We start from the raw sequence: 16780 nt of genomic DNA, 5'->3' as shown, positions 1-16780 counted from the left end.
GATAGGACTAACGACGGAAACGCAGGGCCGACTAGCTAGGCCTATCGCCTTCCAGGCGGTCCGGCGGGGCCTCAGCCCTCGGGATAGGAATGGATGCTACGGCTTTTGCGAGCGTCCGCAGGTCGAAGTGACGATAGACGCTGGCAACCGAATCGGGCGAATGTCCTTGGATCCCGTCAGCCATGCTGTCCTGAATCCCGACCCTCGACGCGGCGGTCTTCCACCAGTGTCTTAAGGCGTGATTAGGGTCTTTCCTCGTGTCATTGAAGCCTTGTGTTCGGATCCATTTGGCAAGGTGGTTGGTCACCCCTTTGTAGGGGTGTTTCTTCTCCGGATCACGGCACAGCTTCTGATAGAAAAGCGGTCCTTCTCCGCGTTTTTTCACAAATTCGAGGAAACCTAGATCGATCATAAGAGGATGTAAGGGAACTGGTCGTTCGCTCCCCTCATTCTTCAGAGATCCGAAATCCTCAGCGGGCTGGATATCCAGGACAATCACGCCATTGACGCTCTTGACCCTTTCCGCCCAAAGCTGTGCTAGTTCACCAATTCTAGCGCCCGTTGTCGCCGCGAGCAACGGAAGCCAGCGTCGAATCGGGAGTCGCTGGCCTGCTGCTAGATCGACCAGACGGCACACTTCCTCGTCCGTATAAGGAAGCCTCTTCGTGCCAGCCTTTCGCTTGACCGTCATCTTGATTTCTTCAGCTGGGTTCGTTTTCAACCTCTTATTGTCGCGTGCATGGTTATAGAGGCATTTCACGCACGCTAAATAGGTGTGACTCACAGTCTTCGCGGTCAGCCCACGATCGATGAGCATATCTTTCCAAGCGACGATGTTTTCCGAGGTGACACGTGATGCAGAATCGTGACCAAGATGTGCTTTGAGAGACTTGATTACACCTTTCCAAGTCGTAACCGTACTGAACGATGGTTTGCTGTCTTTTTGCCAACGTTCGAACAAATCGTCGAGCGTGTAGTGTGTCGTCCCGGTAAATGTGGGAAACCTCTTTAAAACTAGATCATCCGAATAATCGTCGTCGGCGGCTGTGCGCTTCAGTGTTTCAGCGACAAGGGTTGAAGCGTTCGCGACCTTTATCATGAGCTTGGTCCGGGTTGCTTCATCGACGTTCAGTCCTTCGGACAGCAATACCCAGTTGGTCAAAAGGCCAAAACGGTGTTCCAGATCGACCTTGATCGTTGATGGCGGCAGCGCGTTGATCCCATCGGTAAGGCCCTCCCCGAATCGGGCGAGGGCAGCTGCCTCATCATCACTTTGGCCCGGTAACAATGGCGGCGCGTCCGATATGCGTCCCTCTCGGACCGCTCGATTGTAGCCCTTAAGAGCAGCCCATTTTTCCGGGCTGCCGGGATCTGCTTCGAATTTGTCTTTAAAGAGCCGGTAGACCGCGCCTGCGAGCGCGACGAGGTCCTTATTCGTGAGACTGGTTGGCCCTTTGCCGGACGAGTCGAACACCTTCTGAAGATAGGCCCGAGCGAGTGAGTCTCTGGATTCGGCAACGAGGCGGTCGTCTGTCTTCACCGAGAACTTGATGGTTCCGTTGATCAGGTAAGTGAACGAATGTGCTTTAGCGCCACGAAAGGCCGGAAAATCGAAAATGGCAAGCTTGCCTACTGCGCTGTCGAGATGCTGCTTTGGCACCCGCATTCGAAACTGCCAATGGCCCGAATCGGAGCGCTTATAGAGATAGGTCATGCGGATGCTCATGGTCGAAATGTGCCCGGTTTTGTGTACCGGTTTCTCGACCCTTCATCCTGAATATCAAGCCTTTCAAGGGCTTAGAATGCGGATGGTGCCCAGGAGAGGACTCGAACCTCCACGACTTGCATCGCTGCTACCTGAAAGCAGTGCGTCTACCAATTCCGCCACCTGGGCATGCCTGTTCGGCGAGCTTCGTTTAAGGCGGCGCAGGCGGCGCGTCAATTGCCTAAAGTGCGGCTTTGGCGCTAATCGCGCAGGCGCACCCCTTCACACGCGAGCGGCGTTTCATTAGAGACGGTCCAACATTCGTCCCCACCATCCATTCCCGGTGTCGCTTTATGCCGGGACAGGAGGCTTCCATGATCGCCCCGATCCGCACGCCCTCGCAGCAACTCGTCACGGTTTTCGGCGGATCCGGCTTTGTCGGACGGCATGTGGTGCAGGTGCTGGCGCGGCGGGGCTATCGTATCCGGGTGGCGAGCCGCCGGCCGGAGCGGGCGTTCTTCCTGCAGCCTCTCGGCACCGTCGGCCAGATCTATGCGGTTCAGGCCAACCTGCGCGACCCTGGCTCCGTGGCCCGGGCCGTGGCGGGAGCCGATCATGTGGTCAATCTGGTGGGAATTCTCCAGGAGAGCGGCCGCCAGAGCTTCGATGCCCTCCAGGCCAAGGGCCCGCGACTGATCGCCGAATCGGCCTCGCCGGCGGCCAATCTCGTCCATGTGTCGGCGATCGGCGCCGATCTTCGGTCGCAGGCCGCCTACGGGCGCACCAAGGCGGAGGGTGAGGCGGGCCTGTTCGCGGTCCGGCCCGACGCCGTGGTTTTGCGGCCTTCGCTGATGTTCGGCGCCGGCGACAGCTTCTTCACCCGTTTCGCCTCGCTGGCGCGACTGCTCCCCGTGCTGCCGCTCGCCGGCGCCGAGACGCGCCTGCAGCCGGTTTTCGTCTGCGACGTCGCGGAAGCGATCGCGTTGGCGGTGGACGGAAAGGTGCCGGGCGGCCGCATCTATGAGGCGGGCGGACCACAGATCAGCACGTTGCGGGACCTCGTCCAGTATGTGCTCGACATCACCGAGCGGCGCGCGGTCGTGCTCTCGCTGCCGAAGACCCTCGCGCGGATGCAGGGCAGTGCGCTCGGTCTTCTCGACCGGATCACGCTCGGCCTGCTGCCGGACGATCTCGTGATGACGCGCGATCAGGCGATCATGCTCGAGACCGACAACGTGGTCTCGGACGCCGCCATCGCCGAGGGGCGCACCTTGCCGGGGCTCGGCATCACGCCGACCGCCTTCGAGGCGATCGTGCCGTCCTACCTCGTCCGCTTCCGCCGCACCGGCCAGTTCGACCTGAAGCGCCATTCCGGGCCCGACGACACACTGCCGTTCCTGAGCCCGGATTCGACGCTGGAGAACCGGGCGCGGTAAGGCCGGAGACTCCGTCTCATGGGTTCGAGCGGATCCGCGATGGCGGGATGACCGTGCTGGTGCGGGAGGCGCTCAGGCGCTTGTGCACATGCACCATCAGGGCGGCGCCGAAGATCGGCGTCAGCAGGTTGAGGACCGGCACCATCACCAGGGCGGCGATGATGGCGCCCGCGGCAAACACCGTGCCGCGATTGTCCGCCCGCATGCGCGCCGCGTCCTCCAGCGACCGGAAGCGTCCCGCCGCGAGCTCGAAATATTCCCGGCCGAGCAGATAGGCGTTGGCGACGAAGAAGACGCCGATATTCACCCCCGGAATGAAGAACAGCAGCAGGGCCGCGAGGTTGACCAGCAACGACAGGCCGGCAAAGCGCAGGCCGTACAGAATGGCGCGGCCGACAGGCAGGGCCCGGCCGGGCGGATCGGCTGGAAAGTCGGTGCCCTCGACCACTTCGGCCACGTCGTCGAGAAAATAGCCGGCCACCACCGCCGAAACCACCGGGAGCAGGTAGGCGAGCGCCACGAACAAGCCGGCGCCCGCGAGAAAGAACGCGAAACTGTCGAGGATCGGGTAGCTGGCGCTGATCGAATGGCCTTGCAGGAAATAGCCGAAGAGCCGGGTCAGCCCGAGCCAGACGAGCACCAGGAGGGCCGCGGTTAAGGCAAGCGACTTCCACAGGATGCTGCGCAGCGGGGTTGAAAAAACCTGGCGTGCGGCTGCGTAGGCAGATTGAACCAGCATCGGTCGATCTCTCGGGAACAGGGTCGGAAATTTCTGCTTCGCGCCGGCAAGCGAGGGCCCGTCAGAGCATGCTGAGCAACACCCGGTCCGGCGGCTTGTGGCCGTCGATGAACGACTTGATGTTGACGATGACCTTCTCGCCCATGTCGACGCGGCCCTCCTGCGTCGCCGAACCCATATGGGGCAACAGCACCACCTTGTGCTGGCGGGCGAGCTTGAGCAGGCGCGGATTGACCGCGGGCTCCTCCTCGAACACGTCGAGGCCGGCGCCCGCGATGGCGCCCGCCTCAATCAGCCGGGTCAGCGCGGTCTCGTCGATCACCTCGCCGCGTGCCGTGTTCACCAGGATCGCGTCGGCCTTCATCAGCTTGAGGCGGCGGGCGGAGAGAAGGTGGAAGGTGGCGGGCGTGTGCGGGCAATTGACCGACACGATGTCCATGCGGGCGAGCATCTGGTCGAGGGATTCCCAATAGGTCGCCTCGAGCTCCTGCTCGATCCTGGCCGGGACGTGGCGGCGGTTGTGATAGTGGATCGAGAGGCCGAAGGCTTTCGCGCGGCGGGCGAGGGCCTGGCCGATGCGGCCCATGCCGACGATGCCGAGGCGCTTGCCGGTGATCCGCCGCCCGAGCATCCAGGTCGGCGACCAGCCCGCCCATTCGCCGTCCGGAACGATGCGCGACCCTTCCGGAATGCGGCGGGCGACGGCGAGAATCAGCGCCATCGCCATATCGGCCGTATCCTCGGTGAGCACGCCGGGCGTGTTGGTAACGGTGATGCCTCGGGCAAGCGCCGCCGGAACGTCGATATGGTCGATGCCGTTGCCGAAATTCGCGATGAGCTTGAGATCAGGCCCGGCCTTCGCCAGCAGGTCGGCGTCGATCTCGTCCGTCAGGGTCGGCACCAGCACGTCGGCGAGGGCCACGGCGTCGACCAGCTCCTGTCGCGAGAGTGGCTTGTCTTCGAGATTGAGCCGGGTGTCGAACAATTCGCGCATGCGGGTTTCGATCACGTCGGGCAGGCGGCGGGTCACGACGACGACGGGTCTTTTCTTCATGCTTCGAATGATCCCCAGCTCTCGAAAATCCGATGCGGCCAAGCGAGCTTCACGCTCCCTTAACCGTATCTCGGCGACTAAGAGCATGTGCCGCAAAAAGTCGACGGACCTTTTCCGGCGAAGTGCTCCAGGGCGGAGATCCCTCGCGTGGCGAAGCTCCTTCAAGCTTCTCTACCAGAGGCTCCGCCCGCCGCACAAACCCGAAGGTGAAGGAAGCCATGCGCAAGATCGTTTTGTCCATCGCGCTGCTTGGGTTCGGCGCGTCGCTGGCATCCGCCCAGACGCCGCCGGGCGGGCGCCTGGGAACGGGCCTTCCGGTGCCGCGCTATGTCAGCCTCAAGACCGATCGGGTGAATCTGCGCGAAGGGCCCTCGAAGGATCACCGCACCGCCTGGGTGTTCCAGCGGGCCGGCCTGCCGGTGGAGATCGTGGCCGAATACGAGACCTGGCGGCGCATCCGCGATGCGGAGGGCACGGATGGCTGGGTGCTGCACTCGCTCCTGTCCGGCCGGCGCACCGCGCTCGTGATGCCCTGGGCGAAGGCCGCGCAAGCGCCGATCCAGCTTCTCGATCGCGCGGAAGAGAAGGGCGGCGTGGTCGCCAATCTCCAGCCGGGCGTGATCGTCAACATCAAATCCTGCGACAAGGGCTGGTGCCGCATCACCATCGTGATGGACAACGCCCGCGACGTGGACGGCCATGTCCGGCAGGACAAGCTGTGGGGCGTCTATCCCAACGAAAAAGTCGAGTAACTCCCGGCTGACGACCGGACCCTGCGTTGACACCAACAAGAGAACCCGATGACGCTTTCCTTCAGCCTCAAGAATCTGCTGCCGCTCCTCGCCATCATCCTCGGCATCGCCGCCATCGTGGCGCCGCGCTTCCTCAACGTCGTGGTGGCGATCTTCCTGATCGCGTTCGGCATTTATGGGTTGGGGCTGATCCGCTAAGCCGCGGCCTTACGCGGTCCTGGCGCGCCCGAAGATCCGCAGGCCGAAGATATTGATGGCCAACCCCAGAACGATGATGGCGCCGCCGATGGCTTCGATCGGCATCATGACTTCGCCGAGAAAAAACGCGGAGCCGAGGATGCCCGCGACGGGCACCAGCAGGGCGAACGGCGTCACGGTGGCGGCGGGATGGCGCGACAGCAGCCAGGCCCAGATGGCGAAGGCGAAGATCGTCGTGGGGTAGGCCAGATAGGCGACCGCCCCGAGCGTGCCGGCGTCCAGATCCATCAGGGATGCCGCGACTCGGTCCGGCCCGTCGATCCACAGGGACAGCCCGAGCAGCGGGATCGGCGCCATCAGGCTCGACCAGACCACGAAGCCCAGCATGTCGATGCGCCCCGCGCGTTTGGAAATGATGTTGGCGATGCCCCAGGCGGCGGCGGCAACGACGGTCATCAGAAACGGCACGGCGCCGCTGCCGGCAAGGCGCGGCCACGCGATCAGGATCAGGCCAAGGCAGGCGACAAGCCCGCCGACGATCTGGTGGGGGCCGGGGCGCTCGCCCATCAGCACGGCGGCGAACAGGATGGTGAAGAACACCTGCGCCTGCATGACCAGCGAGGCGAGGCTCGCCGGCATGCCGAGCGAGATGGCGGCGAAAAGCAGGCCGAACTGGGCGATTCCGAGGAAGAAGCCGTAGCCGATGAGAAAGCGCCAGCGGGTTTTCGGGCGCGGCACGAACAGGATTGCGGGGAAAACCGCGAAGACGAAGCGCAAGGCTGCCAGAACCAGGGGCGGCGTTGCCGCGACCCCGACCTTGATGACGACGAAGCTCAGGCCCCAGATGAAGGCAACGAGGATGGCGAGCAGGATATGAGTGAGCGGCATGTCGAAACGTCAGCGCCTCGATGGCCGCGGGTCGGAAAGGGGTTCAGGAAGCCTTGCGGCGCAGGCGGACGATCACCTCGATGCCCGCCACTTCCATTCCCGCAGGGGGCTCCGGCAGTTCGGTGACGCTGATGCCGGCGCTCGGCATGTCCACGAGTTCGCCCTCGTCCTCGAGGAAGAAGTGATGATGCTCGCTCGGATTGGTGTCGAAATAGGACTTGGCCCCGTCAACCGCGAGCTGGCGCAGCAGGCCGGCCTCGGTGAACTGGTGCAGGGTGTTGTAGACGGTGGCGAGCGACACCGGCACCCGGGCGCGCGTCGCTTCGTCGAACAGCACTTCGGCGGTGATGTGTCGGTCGCCCTTGCCGAACAGCAGCCAGCCCAGCGAGACGCGTTGGCGCGTCGGGCGCAAACCCACGCGGCGCAACTTGTCGCGCAACTCCGAGAGTGGACATCCACGCCGCTGCAGCGGCTGGGACGCGGAGTCGATATAGGCTGAAAGTGGGTCGGTCATCGTCAGAACTGTTGAGCCGGAACTGTTTGCTGAAAAACGGCTTCTACCACCTCAATGATAGGAAAGCGAGCGCTTCGCCGCAAGGCTGCGCCGGGCCGATGCGACATTCGCCCGGCTTCCCCAGCGCGAGATTTGCGGCGCGGCCAGGAATCCCGATAGCCGAATCGCCGCCCTTTGATGGACGCTCAAGCCTGTGCTACCAGAGCCCCAATTCGACGGTTCCGGGTAGTCCGGGACCTAAATGACAATGTGTTGAGAAGGATCGGCATCCGGCATGGCGCGCCAGTCGAGCTTTACCTACGAAGAACTCCTGGCCTGTGGCCGGGGAGAATTGTTCGGTCCCGGCAATGCGCAATTGCCGCTCCCGCCCATGCTGATGTTCGACCGCATCACCTCGATCGGCGAGGATGGCGGCGCATATGGCAAGGGCCATGTGGTGGCCGAACTCGACGTGCGGCCGGATCTCTGGTTTTTCCCCTGTCATTTCAAAGGCGATCCGGTCATGCCGGGCTGCCTTGGCGTCGACGCCCTGTGGCAGATGGTGGGTTTTTTCCTTGGCTGGTCCGGCTCGGCGGGCCGCGGCCGTGCGCTTGGCATCGGCGAGGTCAAATTCGCTGATCAGGTGCTGCCGACCCACAAGAAGGTCGTGTATGGGGTCGATCTGAAGCGCGTTTTTCGCTCCAAGCTCATCCTCGGCATCGCCGATGGCTGGCTCGAGGCCGATGGCCGCCGGATCTACGAGGCCAAGGACTTGCGGGTCGGCCTGTTCCAGGCGGACGCTGCCGGCGGCTAGTTCGCCACCGTCCTGCTCCGGCCCCATTTTCAGGGCTTGACGTTGAGAATGACCATTGCCGACCTTATTCTTTGAATCGGGGTTGGCAGAATGTTTCCTTTGAAGAGGTAGGCTATGAGACGCGTCGTCGTCACCGGAATGGGCATCGTCTCGTCCATCGGCAACACCACGCAGGAGGTGCTGACCTCTTTGCGCGAAGCGAAATCCGGCATCACGAAGGCCGAGGATTACGAGAAATACGGCTTCCGTTGCCAGGTGCACGGCAAACCGACGCTCAATCCGGAGGAACTCGTCGATCGGCGCGCCATGCGTTTTCACGGCCTCGGAACGGCCTGGAACCATGTCGCGATGGATCAGGCCATCGCCGATTCGGGCCTGTCGCCTGAGGATATCTCTCATGACCGCACCGGCATCATCATGGGTTCGGGCGGTCCCTCCACCCGCACGCTGATCGATGCGGCCGATATCACACGCGAAAAGGGTCCCAAGCGCATCGGGCCGTTCGCCGTGCCGAAGGCCATGTCCTCGACGGCCTCCGCGACCCTCGCCACCTGGTTCAAGATCAAGGGCGTGAATTATTCGATCTCGTCCGCCTGCGCGACCTCGAACCATTGCATCGGCAATGCCTTCGAGACCATCCAGATGGGCAAGCAGGACATCATGTTCGCAGGCGGCTGCGAGGATCTCGACTGGTCGATGTCGAACCTGTTCGATGCCATGGGCGCCATGTCGTCGAAGTACAACGCCACCCCCTCCACCGCCTCGCGCACCTATGACGCCAACCGCGACGGCTTCGTGATCGCAGGCGGCGCGGGGGTTCTGGTGCTCGAGGAACTGGAGCACGCGCTGGCGCGCGGCGCGAAGATCTATGGCGAGATCGTCGGCTATGGCGCGACCTCGGACGGTTACGACATGGTGGCGCCGTCAGGCGAAGGTGCGGTGCGCTGCATGCGCATGGCGTTGCAGAACGTGACGGCCCCGATCGACTACATCAACCCGCACGGCACCTCGACGCCGGTCGGCGATCTGAAGGAGATCGAGGCGATTCGCGAAGTGTTCGGCGCCGGCGAGAAATGCCCGCCGATCTCGGCCACCAAGTCGCTCACCGGGCATTCGCTCGGCGCGACCGGCGTGCAGGAGGCGATCTATTCGCTCTTGATGATGAACAACGACTTCATCTGCGAGAGCGCGCATATCGAAGAACTCGATCCGGCGCTCGCCGACATGAACATTGTTCGGAAACGGATCGACGACGTCAAGCTTGATACGGTCCTGTCCAATTCCTTCGGCTTCGGCGGCACCAACGCGACGCTTGTCTTCAGCCGTTACAAAGATTGAGACGACATCACGTCCGCTGCTTGATATGGCGACGGGGGCAGGATCGTTCAGGTCGTGCTCTCGGCTGCAAGGTCGTCGCGACAAGAACAAGCAGCCATCAAGGGGATATTGAGTGAACGGTCTGATGCAAGGAAAGCGCGGCCTCATCATGGGCGTCGCCAATGACCATTCGATTGCCTGGGGCATCGCCAAGACGCTCAGCCAGCACGGTGCCCAACTCGCCTTCACCTACCAGGGTGAAGCGCTCGGCAAGCGCGTGGCGCCATTGGCGCAATCGCTCGGATCGGACATTGTGCTGCCCTGCGACGTTGAGGATATCGCATCGGTCGATGCTGTCTTCGCGGAGCTCGACAAACGCTGGGATGGCCTCGATTTCGTGGTTCACGCCATCGGCTTTTCGGACAAGGCGCAGCTCAAGGGCTCCTATGTGGACGTCACCACGCGGGACAATTTCTCGCGCACCATGGTGATTTCGTGCTTCTCCTTCACGGAGATCGCGCAACGTGCGGCGAGCCGCATGAAGAATGGCGGATCGCTGCTGACGCTCACCTACGGCGGCTCCACCCGCGTGATGCCGAACTACAATGTGATGGGCGTTGCCAAGGCCGCGCTGGAGGCGAGCGTCCGCTACATCGCGTCCGATCTCGGCCCCAACGGCATTCGCTGCAACGCCATCTCGGCGGGGCCGGTGCGCACACTTGCGGGCGCAGGCATCGCCGATGCGCGCCTGATGTACACCTACCAGAAAGCTCACGCTCCTTTGCGCCGTACGGTGACGATCGAAGATGTGGGCGGTTCGGCCCTCTATCTCCTGTCCGACCTTTCGAATGGCGTCACGGGCGAGATTCACTATGTGGATTCGGGCTACAACACCATCTCGATGCCCCGCCCCGACGTGCTGAAGGCGCAGGATGCGGCGGGTGTGACGGGCGACGAGGGCTAGATCACGGTGAGTTTGAACCGAATCGGTCCAAACTCGTGAGACGTGATTCGATCCGAAAAAGGCCGTAATGCCCCGCTTCAAGAGGACGTGAGGCGACGCGATTCTCCCCGATTTGCGTTGTCATCCCGGCTGCCGCAAGGCATCACGGGCATCCCTTTTGTCGCTGTTCGGTGATCATGATTTTCCTGTCGCGCCGCATGCTCCTCACCGGCCTTGCCCTTTCGGGCATCGCCACGAAATCCAACGCTCAAGCAGCGCCGGAGGCGCAGCGGGTTCCCATCGAACTGGTGGAAGATACGCTCGATCTCGGGTCCGCCGTCAGGCTCGGCCATGCCCGGGGCGACGTGATCATGGTCGAGTATTTCGACTACAATTGCCCGTGGTGCAAACGCTCGGCCGGCGACCTGCCGGCGTTGCTCAAAGCCGAGCCCGATCTCACCTATGTGCTGGTGAATTTCGCCGTCCTGGGCAAGCCTTCGGTGGAGGCGACCCGTGCCGCCCTCGGCCATCTGCAGGTTCAGGGCCCGGAGCAGTATCTGCCGTTTCACCTCGCGCTGTTCTCGTTGCGCGGCGTCGTCAACGGCGCGCGGGCAATCGCGGAGGCCGAACGGCTCGGCGGCGACCGCAAGCGCCTGATCGAGGCCGCCGACAGCGATCGTACGACGCAATGGATGAAGGACGCCTTCACGCTCGGCAACTCGCTCGGTCTTGTCGCCACGCCGTCATTCCTGGTCGCGTCCGACGCCTATGTGGGCGGGATGACGCTGGCCCAGAAACGCGAAGCGATCGCGAAGGCGCGCGCGTAGCGCCGCCTTTCGACCCCGCCTTGGCCCTCCCCGCAAGGGGGAGGGAAATACGGGAGTTCAAACCAGCGTGAAATCCATGCTGATCTCGGCATTCAGCACCTTCGAGACCGGGCAGTTCTTCTCGGCGGCCCGTGCCAGCTCCTCGAACTTCGCCTGGTCGATTCCCGGAACACTGGCCCGCAGGGTCAGGCGCGACTTGCTGATCTTGAAACCATCGCCGTCCTTGTCGAGGGAAACGGCCGCCTCGGTGGCAAGCTCGGTCGGGGTGAAGCCGGCGCCTTGAAGCTGGAAGGCAAGCGCCATCGTGAAGCAGCCGGCATGGGCGGCGGCGATCAGTTCCTCGGGGTTGGTCCCCTTCTCGTTTTCGAAACGCGTCTTGAACGAATACGGCGTCGCGGACAGAACGGCCGAGTCGGTGGTGAGGTGGCCGGTGCCGTCTTTGCCCGTGCCCTGCCAAACTGCTTTTGCCTTGCGATCCATGCCCGTCTCCCTTGGTTGAGGTCGCCCCTCATGTAGCGCGGTCTGCGCGGGAAACCACCCGGCGGGTGAAATGTGGATCTCGCATATTGTCCCAATGGCCGACTTGCCCGCTGGAACGGCGCCGATAGGGTAGTGGGCACCGGGATGCCTTTCGCGCCCGACGAAAGCCGAGCGACGCCCATGGTTCGCACCATCCTCGATGGCCTCTACCGAGCGGCGGGTTATCTCGCGGGCGGTTTTCTCATTCTCATTTTCCTCCTGATGCTCGGGCTGTCGCTCGGGCGTCAGGTCAACATCAACATTCCGGCGGGCGACGATCTGGCGTCGTGGTCGATGGCCGCGATGGCGTTTCTCGGCCTCGCCCACACGTTCAAATCGGGCGAGATGATCCGCGTCGGTCTGATGATCGACCGCTTTCACGGCCGCAAACGCCGGGCGCTGGAGCTTTTCGCGCTCACGGTCGGGGTCGGCTTCGTCGGCTTCTTCGCCTGGCACGCGGTGCAGCTCACCTTTGACAGCTATCGCTTCAACGACATGTCGCAGGGCGTGATCGCGGTGCCGTTATGGATTCCGCAGCTGGGCTACGTGACCGGCCTCGTGATCCTGTTCGTCGCCTTCATCGACGAGTTCGTCCATGTGCTGCGCGGCGGCGATCCGCGCTACGAGAAACCACCGGCGACGACGCCCGAAGAGGTCATCGAGCGCGCGATGCAGAGCGGGGTCTAGAGGATGGACCTGATCGAAATCTCCGGCCTCCTGCTGTTGCTTCTGGCATTTCTGCTCGCCGGCGGCGTGTGGATCGCCATCGCGCTCATGGCCTGCGGTTATGTGGGCATGCAATTCGTCGGCGGCGGCATCCCGGCGGGGTCGGTCCTCGCCACCACCATCTGGGGCAATTCCGCCTCCTGGACGCTGGCGGCCTTGCCGCTCTTCATCTGGATGGGCGAGATCCTGTTTCGCACCCGTCTGTCGGAGGAGATGTTTCGCGGATTGTCGCCCTGGCTCAACTGGTTGCCGGGCCGGCTCATGCACGTGAACGTGCTTGCCTGCGGGTTGTTCGGCTCGGTCTCGGGCTCGTCGGCCGCCACCTGTGCGACGGTCGCCAAGATCGCCCTGCCGGAGCTGAAGAAACGCGGTTATGATGAGATGGTGAGCTTAGGCAGTCTCGCGGGCGCCGGAACGCTGGGCATCCTCATCCCGCCCTCGATCACCATGGTGGTCTATGCGGTGGCGGCGAACGTCTCGATCATTCAGATCTTTCTCGCCGGCTTCCTGCCGGGCCTTCTCGTGATGGCGCTCTATTCCGGCTACATCGCCGTCTGGTCGCTGCTCAACCCACACAAGACGCCGCCGGCCGATCCGCCCATGTCCTTTCGCCGGAAGCTCGCGGAATCCGCCAACCTCATCCCCTGTGCGCTGCTCATCGCGCTGGTGTTCCTCACCTTGCTGCTCGGGTGGGCAACGGCGACCGAATGCGCCGCCTGGGGCGTGCTCGGCTCGCTCGCGATCGCCTGGTGGTCCGGTTCCCTGTCGTGGGATTCGTTCTGGGCCAGCGTCATGGGCACGACGCGGATCACCTGCATGATCATGCTGATTCTTGCCGGCGCGTCGTTCATGTCGACCTCCATGGCCTATACGGGCATCCCGCAGGCGCTGGCGGTGTGGGTCGACAACATGAACCTCTCGCCCTACGCGCTGATTGCCGCGCTCACCGTGATGTACATCCTGCTCGGCACGGCGCTCGACGGAATCTCGATGATCGTGCTGACCACCGCGGTCGTGATCCCGATGGTAAAGACGGCGGGCTTCGATCTCATCTGGTTCGGCATCTTCCTCATCCTCGTGGTCGAGATGGCCGAGGTGTCGCCGCCGGTCGGCTTCAACCTGTTCGTGCTCCAGACCATGTCGGGCAAGGATTCGTACACCGTGGCGCTGGCGGCGTTGCCGTTCTTCTTCCTGCTCGTTGCGGCCGTGGCGATCATCACGATATTTCCGGATATCGTGATGGTCCTGCCGAGAATCGCGTTTCCGGATTAACATCGTTCATAACAACCAGAGGACGCCGAACATGAGACACTGGACACGCTTCTCCGTCGGCCTTGCGGGCGCGTTGCTGTGCAGCCTGCCTGCCGTGGCCCAAACCAAATGGAACCTGCCGGCCGCCTATCCGACGGACAATTTCCACACCGAGAACCTGAACCTCTTCGCCAAGGATGTGGCGGACGCGACCGGCGGCAAGCTGCAGATCACCGTTCATGCCAACGCGTCGCTCTTCAAGGCGCCGGAAATCAAGCGCGCAGTGCAGACCGGCCAAGCGCAGATCGGCGAGGTCATCCTGTCGCTCCACGAGAACGAGGACCCGATCTACGGCCTCGACGTGGTGCCGTTCCTCGCCACCTCCTTCGATCAGGCGCACAAGCTCGGCGAGGCGCAGAAACCCGCGCTCGAGAAGAAGCTCGCGAGCCAGGGCCTGATGCTGCTCTACACCGTGGCGTGGCCGCCGCAGGGCATCTTCGCCAAGAAGGACATCAACACCGTCGAGGATATGAAAGGCCTGAAATGGCGCGCCTATAACGTGGGAACGTCGCGCATCGCCGAGATCGTCGGCGCGCAGCCGGTGACGATCCAGGCGGCCGAGCTGCCGCAGGCGCTCGCCACCGGCGTGGTCAATTCGTTCATGTCGTCGAGCGCCACCGGCTACGACACGAAGGTGTGGGAATCCCTGTCGCATTTCTACGATACGCAGGCTTGGCTGCCGAAGAACATGATCTTCGTCAACAAGGCCGCGTTCGATGCGCTCGACAAGCCGACCCAGGAGGCTGTTCTGAAAGCCGCCAAGGCGGCCGAGGAACGCGGTTGGAAAATGGCCCAGGAAAAGACCAAATGGTACATGGAGCAGATCGCCGCCAAGGGCATGAAGGTCCAGCCTCCCGGCCCCGAGTTGAAGGCGGGCCTGCAGAAGGTCGGCGAACAGCTGACTCAGGATTGGCTGAAGAAAGCCGGACCTGACGGGCAAGCCATCGTGGACGCCTACAAGAAATCCGGTTCGTAATTCGCCATGAGGCCGAAGGCGTGCGCGATGTCTTCGGCCATTCGGCCGGAATATGCGGGCGCTCCGTGCGCCCGACACGATCGTTCAAGAAGGATCGGCTATGTTCGCCAACTCGGCGCGGCTGCGCCCGCGTCTGCTGGGGTCCGCGTTGGCGGCCGTCACTGTGTTCGTACTCCTGCCGTCGAGCTGGCCGTCGAACTCGCGATACCTGGTCTCGTGGGATATCGGAGTCGTGCTCTATCTCGTCTTCGCCGCCCGTCTCGCCGGGCAGTTCAGCACCGAGGCGATCCGCAAGCAGGCGAGCGTCGAAGACGAAGGCGCGCTGGCGATCCTCATCCTGACGGTGTGTGCAGCCCTTGCGAGCCTGGCGGCGATCGGGGCGCAACTCTACGGGATTCACGAGGAGCGGGGGGCCGAGCAGGCCTTTCGCCTTGTCCTATCGGGTGTGACGATCCTGTGTTCGTGGTTCTTCGTCCACACCATCTGGGCGATCCACTATGCGCATGAATTCTACGGCGATGAGGGCGAGCGGCGCGGACTCGTGTTCCCGCATGAAGGCCAGCCCGATTACTGGGACTTCCTGTACTTCTCGTTCAACATGGGCGCGGCGGCGCAGACCTCCGACGTGATGGTGGTGTCGCGCAAGATGCGCCGGCTGGTGCTGGGTCACACCATCCTGTCGTTCCTGTTCAACACGATGATCCTGGCGCTCGCGGTGAATGTGGGTGCGAGCCTGATCTAGAGCCTGATCCGGCGAGAACTGAATCCGCCTCTAGCCATCGGTGTCGCTCTCGGCATCGATGATTCGCTTGGCGATCCCGAAGCCGAATCCCGCCCGCGCCAACGCCGCCAGGTCCTTGTCGCGAGAAGGCGCCCGATCGGCCACGCGATACGGGCCGAGCCTGCGGCGGCGCGCGAAGGCGAGCGCCGCCTTCTCCTCGTCGTCGTCATCGCCCTGGAGCGCTGCTGTAATCGTCTCGCCGTCGACGCCCTTGATCGACAGCTTTGCCCGGATGGCCCGCGTCGAGCCGCCGCGCCGTCGCAACGTCGCGACCCGCCCCTGCGCATAGCGCGCATCGTCGACGAGCCCGATGCGCAGGCTTTTCGCCACCACCTCGTCGATGGCCTCGCGAAACTCCGTCGCGTCTTCACCGCGCAGGCGACAGCGATTCGCGACTTTGCGGGTGAGGACCCGACGCAATTGCTCGGCGGAGGACGCGTAGCGCTCGAGATACGCCATCGCGGCACGCTGGAGATAGGCCGGCGTGACCTTGCGAGGCGGCTTGCGGATGGGCTTCGCGCCGGCGTCGCTCAAGGGTGGGACGTCTCGCCGGGGTCTTCGACCTTGCCGCGCCGCTGCAATTGCAGGGCCACGAACCAGCACAACGAAGCCCAGGCCGCTCCCACCGCCCAGCCGGCCAGAACGTCACTCGGCCAATGCACTCCGAGATAGACGCGGCTCATCCCGACCAGGAGCGTGATGAAAACCGCAAGTCCCATCAGGAAAGCCTGAATGCGGCGGCCTTCCTGCACGCGCGTCAACAGCGCGCCGAGCGTCAGATAAACGACCGCCGACAGCATGGCGTGACCGCTCGGAAAGCTCGCCGTGTAGACCCGCGCGCCGTGGGGCACGAGATCCGGCCGCGGGCGCTCGAAGCCGAGCTTCAATCCCGTCGACAGCATCATCCCGCCATAAACCGCCACGATCACGAGCACGGCCGCGGCCCGTTTGCCGGACAACATCAGGTAGGCAAGGGTGGCGAGCGTCACGATGGCCAACACCGCGTAGCCCCCAAGGCCGGTGATGTCGCGTGCCGCCTCCTCGAGCCAGGCGGGACCCAGCGGGTCGGCGAGATTCTGTGGGTTGCGCAGGGCGAGCAGGAGGGCGCTGTCGAAGGTTTGCGTCTCGCCCTCACGGACCTCGTCGGCGATCGCGATGAACGCCCAGGCAAAAAACCCAAAGCCCGAAAGCGACAGCAGCGGGCCGATTTCATTGAGGCGGAGGCGGAGCCAAAGTCGGGTCGCGGGGGCGATCAGGAATTGCATGAAAGGAGAAATAGAGGGGTTTTTCGCGGCTGGCGA

At 63.4% G+C, this 16780-nt stretch carries 19 protein-coding genes and 1 tRNA gene; 11 read left to right on the top strand and 9 right to left on the bottom strand.

What is annotated here, in order from left to right:
• Window positions 1-31: 31 nt before the first annotated feature.
• Complete coding sequence (locus FEZ63_RS05610; protein WP_162419672.1) at window positions 32-1714, bottom strand: tyrosine-type recombinase/integrase; 1683 nt, start codon at window positions 1712-1714, stop codon at window positions 32-34.
• A 95-nt stretch (window positions 1715-1809) separates the two neighbouring features.
• Window positions 1810-1894 (bottom strand) — tRNA-Leu (locus tag FEZ63_RS05605).
• A gap of 185 nt (window positions 1895-2079) precedes the next feature.
• On the opposite strand from FEZ63_RS05605, the gene FEZ63_RS05600 reads away from it, so the two are divergent.
• On the top strand, window positions 2080-3141 hold the full coding sequence (locus FEZ63_RS05600) for a complex I NDUFA9 subunit family protein (RefSeq protein ID WP_150942650.1): 1062 nt from the start codon (window positions 2080-2082) through the stop codon (window positions 3139-3141).
• A gap of 16 nt (window positions 3142-3157) precedes the next feature.
• On the opposite strand, the gene FEZ63_RS05595 is transcribed toward FEZ63_RS05600, so the two are convergent.
• Window positions 3158-3880 carry a sulfate transporter family protein gene (locus tag FEZ63_RS05595; RefSeq protein WP_150942649.1) on the bottom strand — a complete coding sequence of 241 codons (723 nt, stop codon included), beginning with the start codon at window positions 3878-3880 and terminating at the stop codon, window positions 3158-3160.
• Window positions 3881-3941: 61 nt separating this feature from the next.
• Window positions 3942-4934 carry a 2-hydroxyacid dehydrogenase gene (locus FEZ63_RS05590; RefSeq protein ID WP_201274096.1) on the bottom strand — a complete coding sequence of 331 codons (993 nt, stop codon included), beginning with the start codon at window positions 4932-4934 and terminating at the stop codon, window positions 3942-3944.
• 218 nt (window positions 4935-5152) lie between these two features.
• On the opposite strand from FEZ63_RS05590, the gene FEZ63_RS05585 reads away from it, so the two are divergent.
• A complete protein-coding gene (locus FEZ63_RS05585; RefSeq protein ID WP_150942648.1) occupies window positions 5153-5686 on the top strand; it encodes an SH3 domain-containing protein in 534 nt (177 codons plus the stop codon).
• A gap of 48 nt (window positions 5687-5734) precedes the next feature.
• Window positions 5735-5884 carry a DUF3096 domain-containing protein gene (locus tag FEZ63_RS05580; protein ID WP_150942647.1) on the top strand — a complete coding sequence of 50 codons (150 nt, stop codon included), beginning with the start codon at window positions 5735-5737 and terminating at the stop codon, window positions 5882-5884.
• Window positions 5885-5893: 9 nt separating this feature from the next.
• Here the strand turns inward: FEZ63_RS05580 and FEZ63_RS05575 are convergent, their stop codons facing one another.
• Both FEZ63_RS05575 and irr read right to left on the bottom strand, forming a co-directional pair.
• Window positions 5894-6772, bottom strand: coding sequence for an EamA family transporter (locus FEZ63_RS05575; protein ID WP_150942646.1), 879 nt, complete (start codon window positions 6770-6772; stop codon window positions 5894-5896).
• Window positions 6773-6815: 43 nt separating this feature from the next.
• Window positions 6816-7286, bottom strand: a complete 471-nt coding sequence (gene irr, locus FEZ63_RS05570) for a Fur family transcriptional regulator Irr (protein WP_150942645.1) — start codon at window positions 7284-7286, stop codon at window positions 6816-6818.
• A 274-nt stretch (window positions 7287-7560) separates the two neighbouring features.
• Between irr and fabA the strand changes: the two genes are divergently transcribed.
• The 4 genes from fabA (at window position 7561) to FEZ63_RS05550 (ending at window position 11166) form a co-directional block, all read left to right on the top strand.
• The gene (gene fabA / locus FEZ63_RS05565; protein ID WP_150942644.1) at window positions 7561-8079 is read left to right on the top strand and encodes a 3-hydroxyacyl-[acyl-carrier-protein] dehydratase FabA; all 519 of its coding nucleotides are present in this window, start codon (window positions 7561-7563) and stop codon (window positions 8077-8079) included.
• A gap of 114 nt (window positions 8080-8193) precedes the next feature.
• Window positions 8194-9417: a beta-ketoacyl-ACP synthase I gene (gene fabB, locus FEZ63_RS05560; RefSeq protein ID WP_150942643.1), complete on the top strand. Its 1224-nt coding sequence runs from the start codon at window positions 8194-8196 to the stop codon at window positions 9415-9417.
• Between the two features lie 112 nt (window positions 9418-9529).
• Window positions 9530-10360 (top strand): enoyl-ACP reductase FabI, encoded by an 831-nt coding sequence (fabI, locus tag FEZ63_RS05555; RefSeq protein WP_150942642.1) that lies wholly within the window; start codon window positions 9530-9532, stop codon window positions 10358-10360.
• A 176-nt stretch (window positions 10361-10536) separates the two neighbouring features.
• On the top strand, window positions 10537-11166 hold the full coding sequence (locus FEZ63_RS05550) for a thioredoxin domain-containing protein (RefSeq protein WP_150942641.1): 630 nt from the start codon (window positions 10537-10539) through the stop codon (window positions 11164-11166).
• Window positions 11167-11223: 57 nt separating this feature from the next.
• On the opposite strand, the gene FEZ63_RS05545 is transcribed toward FEZ63_RS05550, so the two are convergent.
• On the bottom strand, window positions 11224-11646 hold the full coding sequence (locus tag FEZ63_RS05545) for an OsmC family protein (protein ID WP_150942640.1): 423 nt from the start codon (window positions 11644-11646) through the stop codon (window positions 11224-11226).
• A 180-nt stretch (window positions 11647-11826) separates the two neighbouring features.
• On the opposite strand from FEZ63_RS05545, the gene FEZ63_RS05540 reads away from it, so the two are divergent.
• The 4 genes from FEZ63_RS05540 (at window position 11827) to FEZ63_RS05525 (ending at window position 15440) form a co-directional block, all read left to right on the top strand.
• On the top strand, window positions 11827-12372 hold the full coding sequence (locus tag FEZ63_RS05540; RefSeq protein WP_150942639.1) for a TRAP transporter small permease: 546 nt from the start codon (window positions 11827-11829) through the stop codon (window positions 12370-12372).
• Window positions 12373-12375: 3 nt separating this feature from the next.
• The gene (locus tag FEZ63_RS05535; protein WP_150942638.1) at window positions 12376-13683 is read left to right on the top strand and encodes a TRAP transporter large permease; all 1308 of its coding nucleotides are present in this window, start codon (window positions 12376-12378) and stop codon (window positions 13681-13683) included.
• Window positions 13684-13714: 31 nt separating this feature from the next.
• Window positions 13715-14698, top strand: a complete 984-nt coding sequence (locus FEZ63_RS05530; protein WP_150942637.1) for a TRAP transporter substrate-binding protein — start codon at window positions 13715-13717, stop codon at window positions 14696-14698.
• A 100-nt stretch (window positions 14699-14798) separates the two neighbouring features.
• Window positions 14799-15440: a DUF1345 domain-containing protein gene (locus tag FEZ63_RS05525; RefSeq protein ID WP_150942636.1), complete on the top strand. Its 642-nt coding sequence runs from the start codon at window positions 14799-14801 to the stop codon at window positions 15438-15440.
• Between the two features lie 30 nt (window positions 15441-15470).
• Here FEZ63_RS05525 and FEZ63_RS05520 read toward each other — a convergent pair whose 3' ends face one another.
• Together FEZ63_RS05520 and FEZ63_RS05515 are read right to left on the bottom strand one after the other, a co-directional pair.
• A complete protein-coding gene (locus FEZ63_RS05520; RefSeq protein ID WP_150942635.1) occupies window positions 15471-16013 on the bottom strand; it encodes a regulatory protein RecX in 543 nt (180 codons plus the stop codon).
• Complete coding sequence (locus FEZ63_RS05515) at window positions 16010-16744, bottom strand: phosphatase PAP2 family protein (protein ID WP_150942634.1); 735 nt, start codon at window positions 16742-16744, stop codon at window positions 16010-16012. Before FEZ63_RS05515 ends, FEZ63_RS05520 begins: the two co-directional genes overlap by 4 nt.
• Window positions 16745-16780 lie beyond the last annotated feature (36 nt).

This window comes from Microvirga brassicacearum (assembly GCF_008757455.1).
Lineage (GTDB): Bacteria > Pseudomonadota > Alphaproteobacteria > Rhizobiales > Beijerinckiaceae > Microvirga > Microvirga brassicacearum.
The sequence above is the reverse complement of the archived record's forward strand: the minus strand, read 5'-3'. Positions and strand labels throughout refer to the sequence as shown.

Coding starts and splice junctions, on each gene's coding strand:
- FEZ63_RS05610 (WP_162419672.1), bottom strand. CDS start 1,714: ATGACCTATCTCTATAAGCGCTCCGATTCGGGCCATTGGCAGTTTCGA.
- FEZ63_RS05600 (WP_150942650.1), top strand. CDS start 2,080: ATGATCGCCCCGATCCGCACGCCCTCGCAGCAACTCGTCACGGTTTTC.
- FEZ63_RS05595 (WP_150942649.1), bottom strand. CDS start 3,880: ATGCTGGTTCAATCTGCCTACGCAGCCGCACGCCAGGTTTTTTCAACC.
- FEZ63_RS05590 (WP_201274096.1), bottom strand. CDS start 4,934: ATGAAGAAAAGACCCGTCGTCGTCGTGACCCGCCGCCTGCCCGACGTG.
- FEZ63_RS05585 (WP_150942648.1), top strand. CDS start 5,153: ATGCGCAAGATCGTTTTGTCCATCGCGCTGCTTGGGTTCGGCGCGTCG.
- FEZ63_RS05580 (WP_150942647.1), top strand. CDS start 5,735: ATGACGCTTTCCTTCAGCCTCAAGAATCTGCTGCCGCTCCTCGCCATC.
- FEZ63_RS05575 (WP_150942646.1), bottom strand. CDS start 6,772: ATGCCGCTCACTCATATCCTGCTCGCCATCCTCGTTGCCTTCATCTGG.
- irr (WP_150942645.1), bottom strand. CDS start 7,286: ATGACCGACCCACTTTCAGCCTATATCGACTCCGCGTCCCAGCCGCTG.
- fabA (WP_150942644.1), top strand. CDS start 7,561: ATGGCGCGCCAGTCGAGCTTTACCTACGAAGAACTCCTGGCCTGTGGC.
- fabB (WP_150942643.1), top strand. CDS start 8,194: ATGAGACGCGTCGTCGTCACCGGAATGGGCATCGTCTCGTCCATCGGC.
- FEZ63_RS05550 (WP_150942641.1), top strand. CDS start 10,537: ATGATTTTCCTGTCGCGCCGCATGCTCCTCACCGGCCTTGCCCTTTCG.
- FEZ63_RS05545 (WP_150942640.1), bottom strand. CDS start 11,646: ATGGATCGCAAGGCAAAAGCAGTTTGGCAGGGCACGGGCAAAGACGGC.
- FEZ63_RS05540 (WP_150942639.1), top strand. CDS start 11,827: ATGGTTCGCACCATCCTCGATGGCCTCTACCGAGCGGCGGGTTATCTC.
- FEZ63_RS05535 (WP_150942638.1), top strand. CDS start 12,376: ATGGACCTGATCGAAATCTCCGGCCTCCTGCTGTTGCTTCTGGCATTT.
- FEZ63_RS05530 (WP_150942637.1), top strand. CDS start 13,715: ATGAGACACTGGACACGCTTCTCCGTCGGCCTTGCGGGCGCGTTGCTG.
- FEZ63_RS05525 (WP_150942636.1), top strand. CDS start 14,799: ATGTTCGCCAACTCGGCGCGGCTGCGCCCGCGTCTGCTGGGGTCCGCG.
- FEZ63_RS05515 (WP_150942634.1), bottom strand. CDS start 16,744: ATGCAATTCCTGATCGCCCCCGCGACCCGACTTTGGCTCCGCCTCCGC.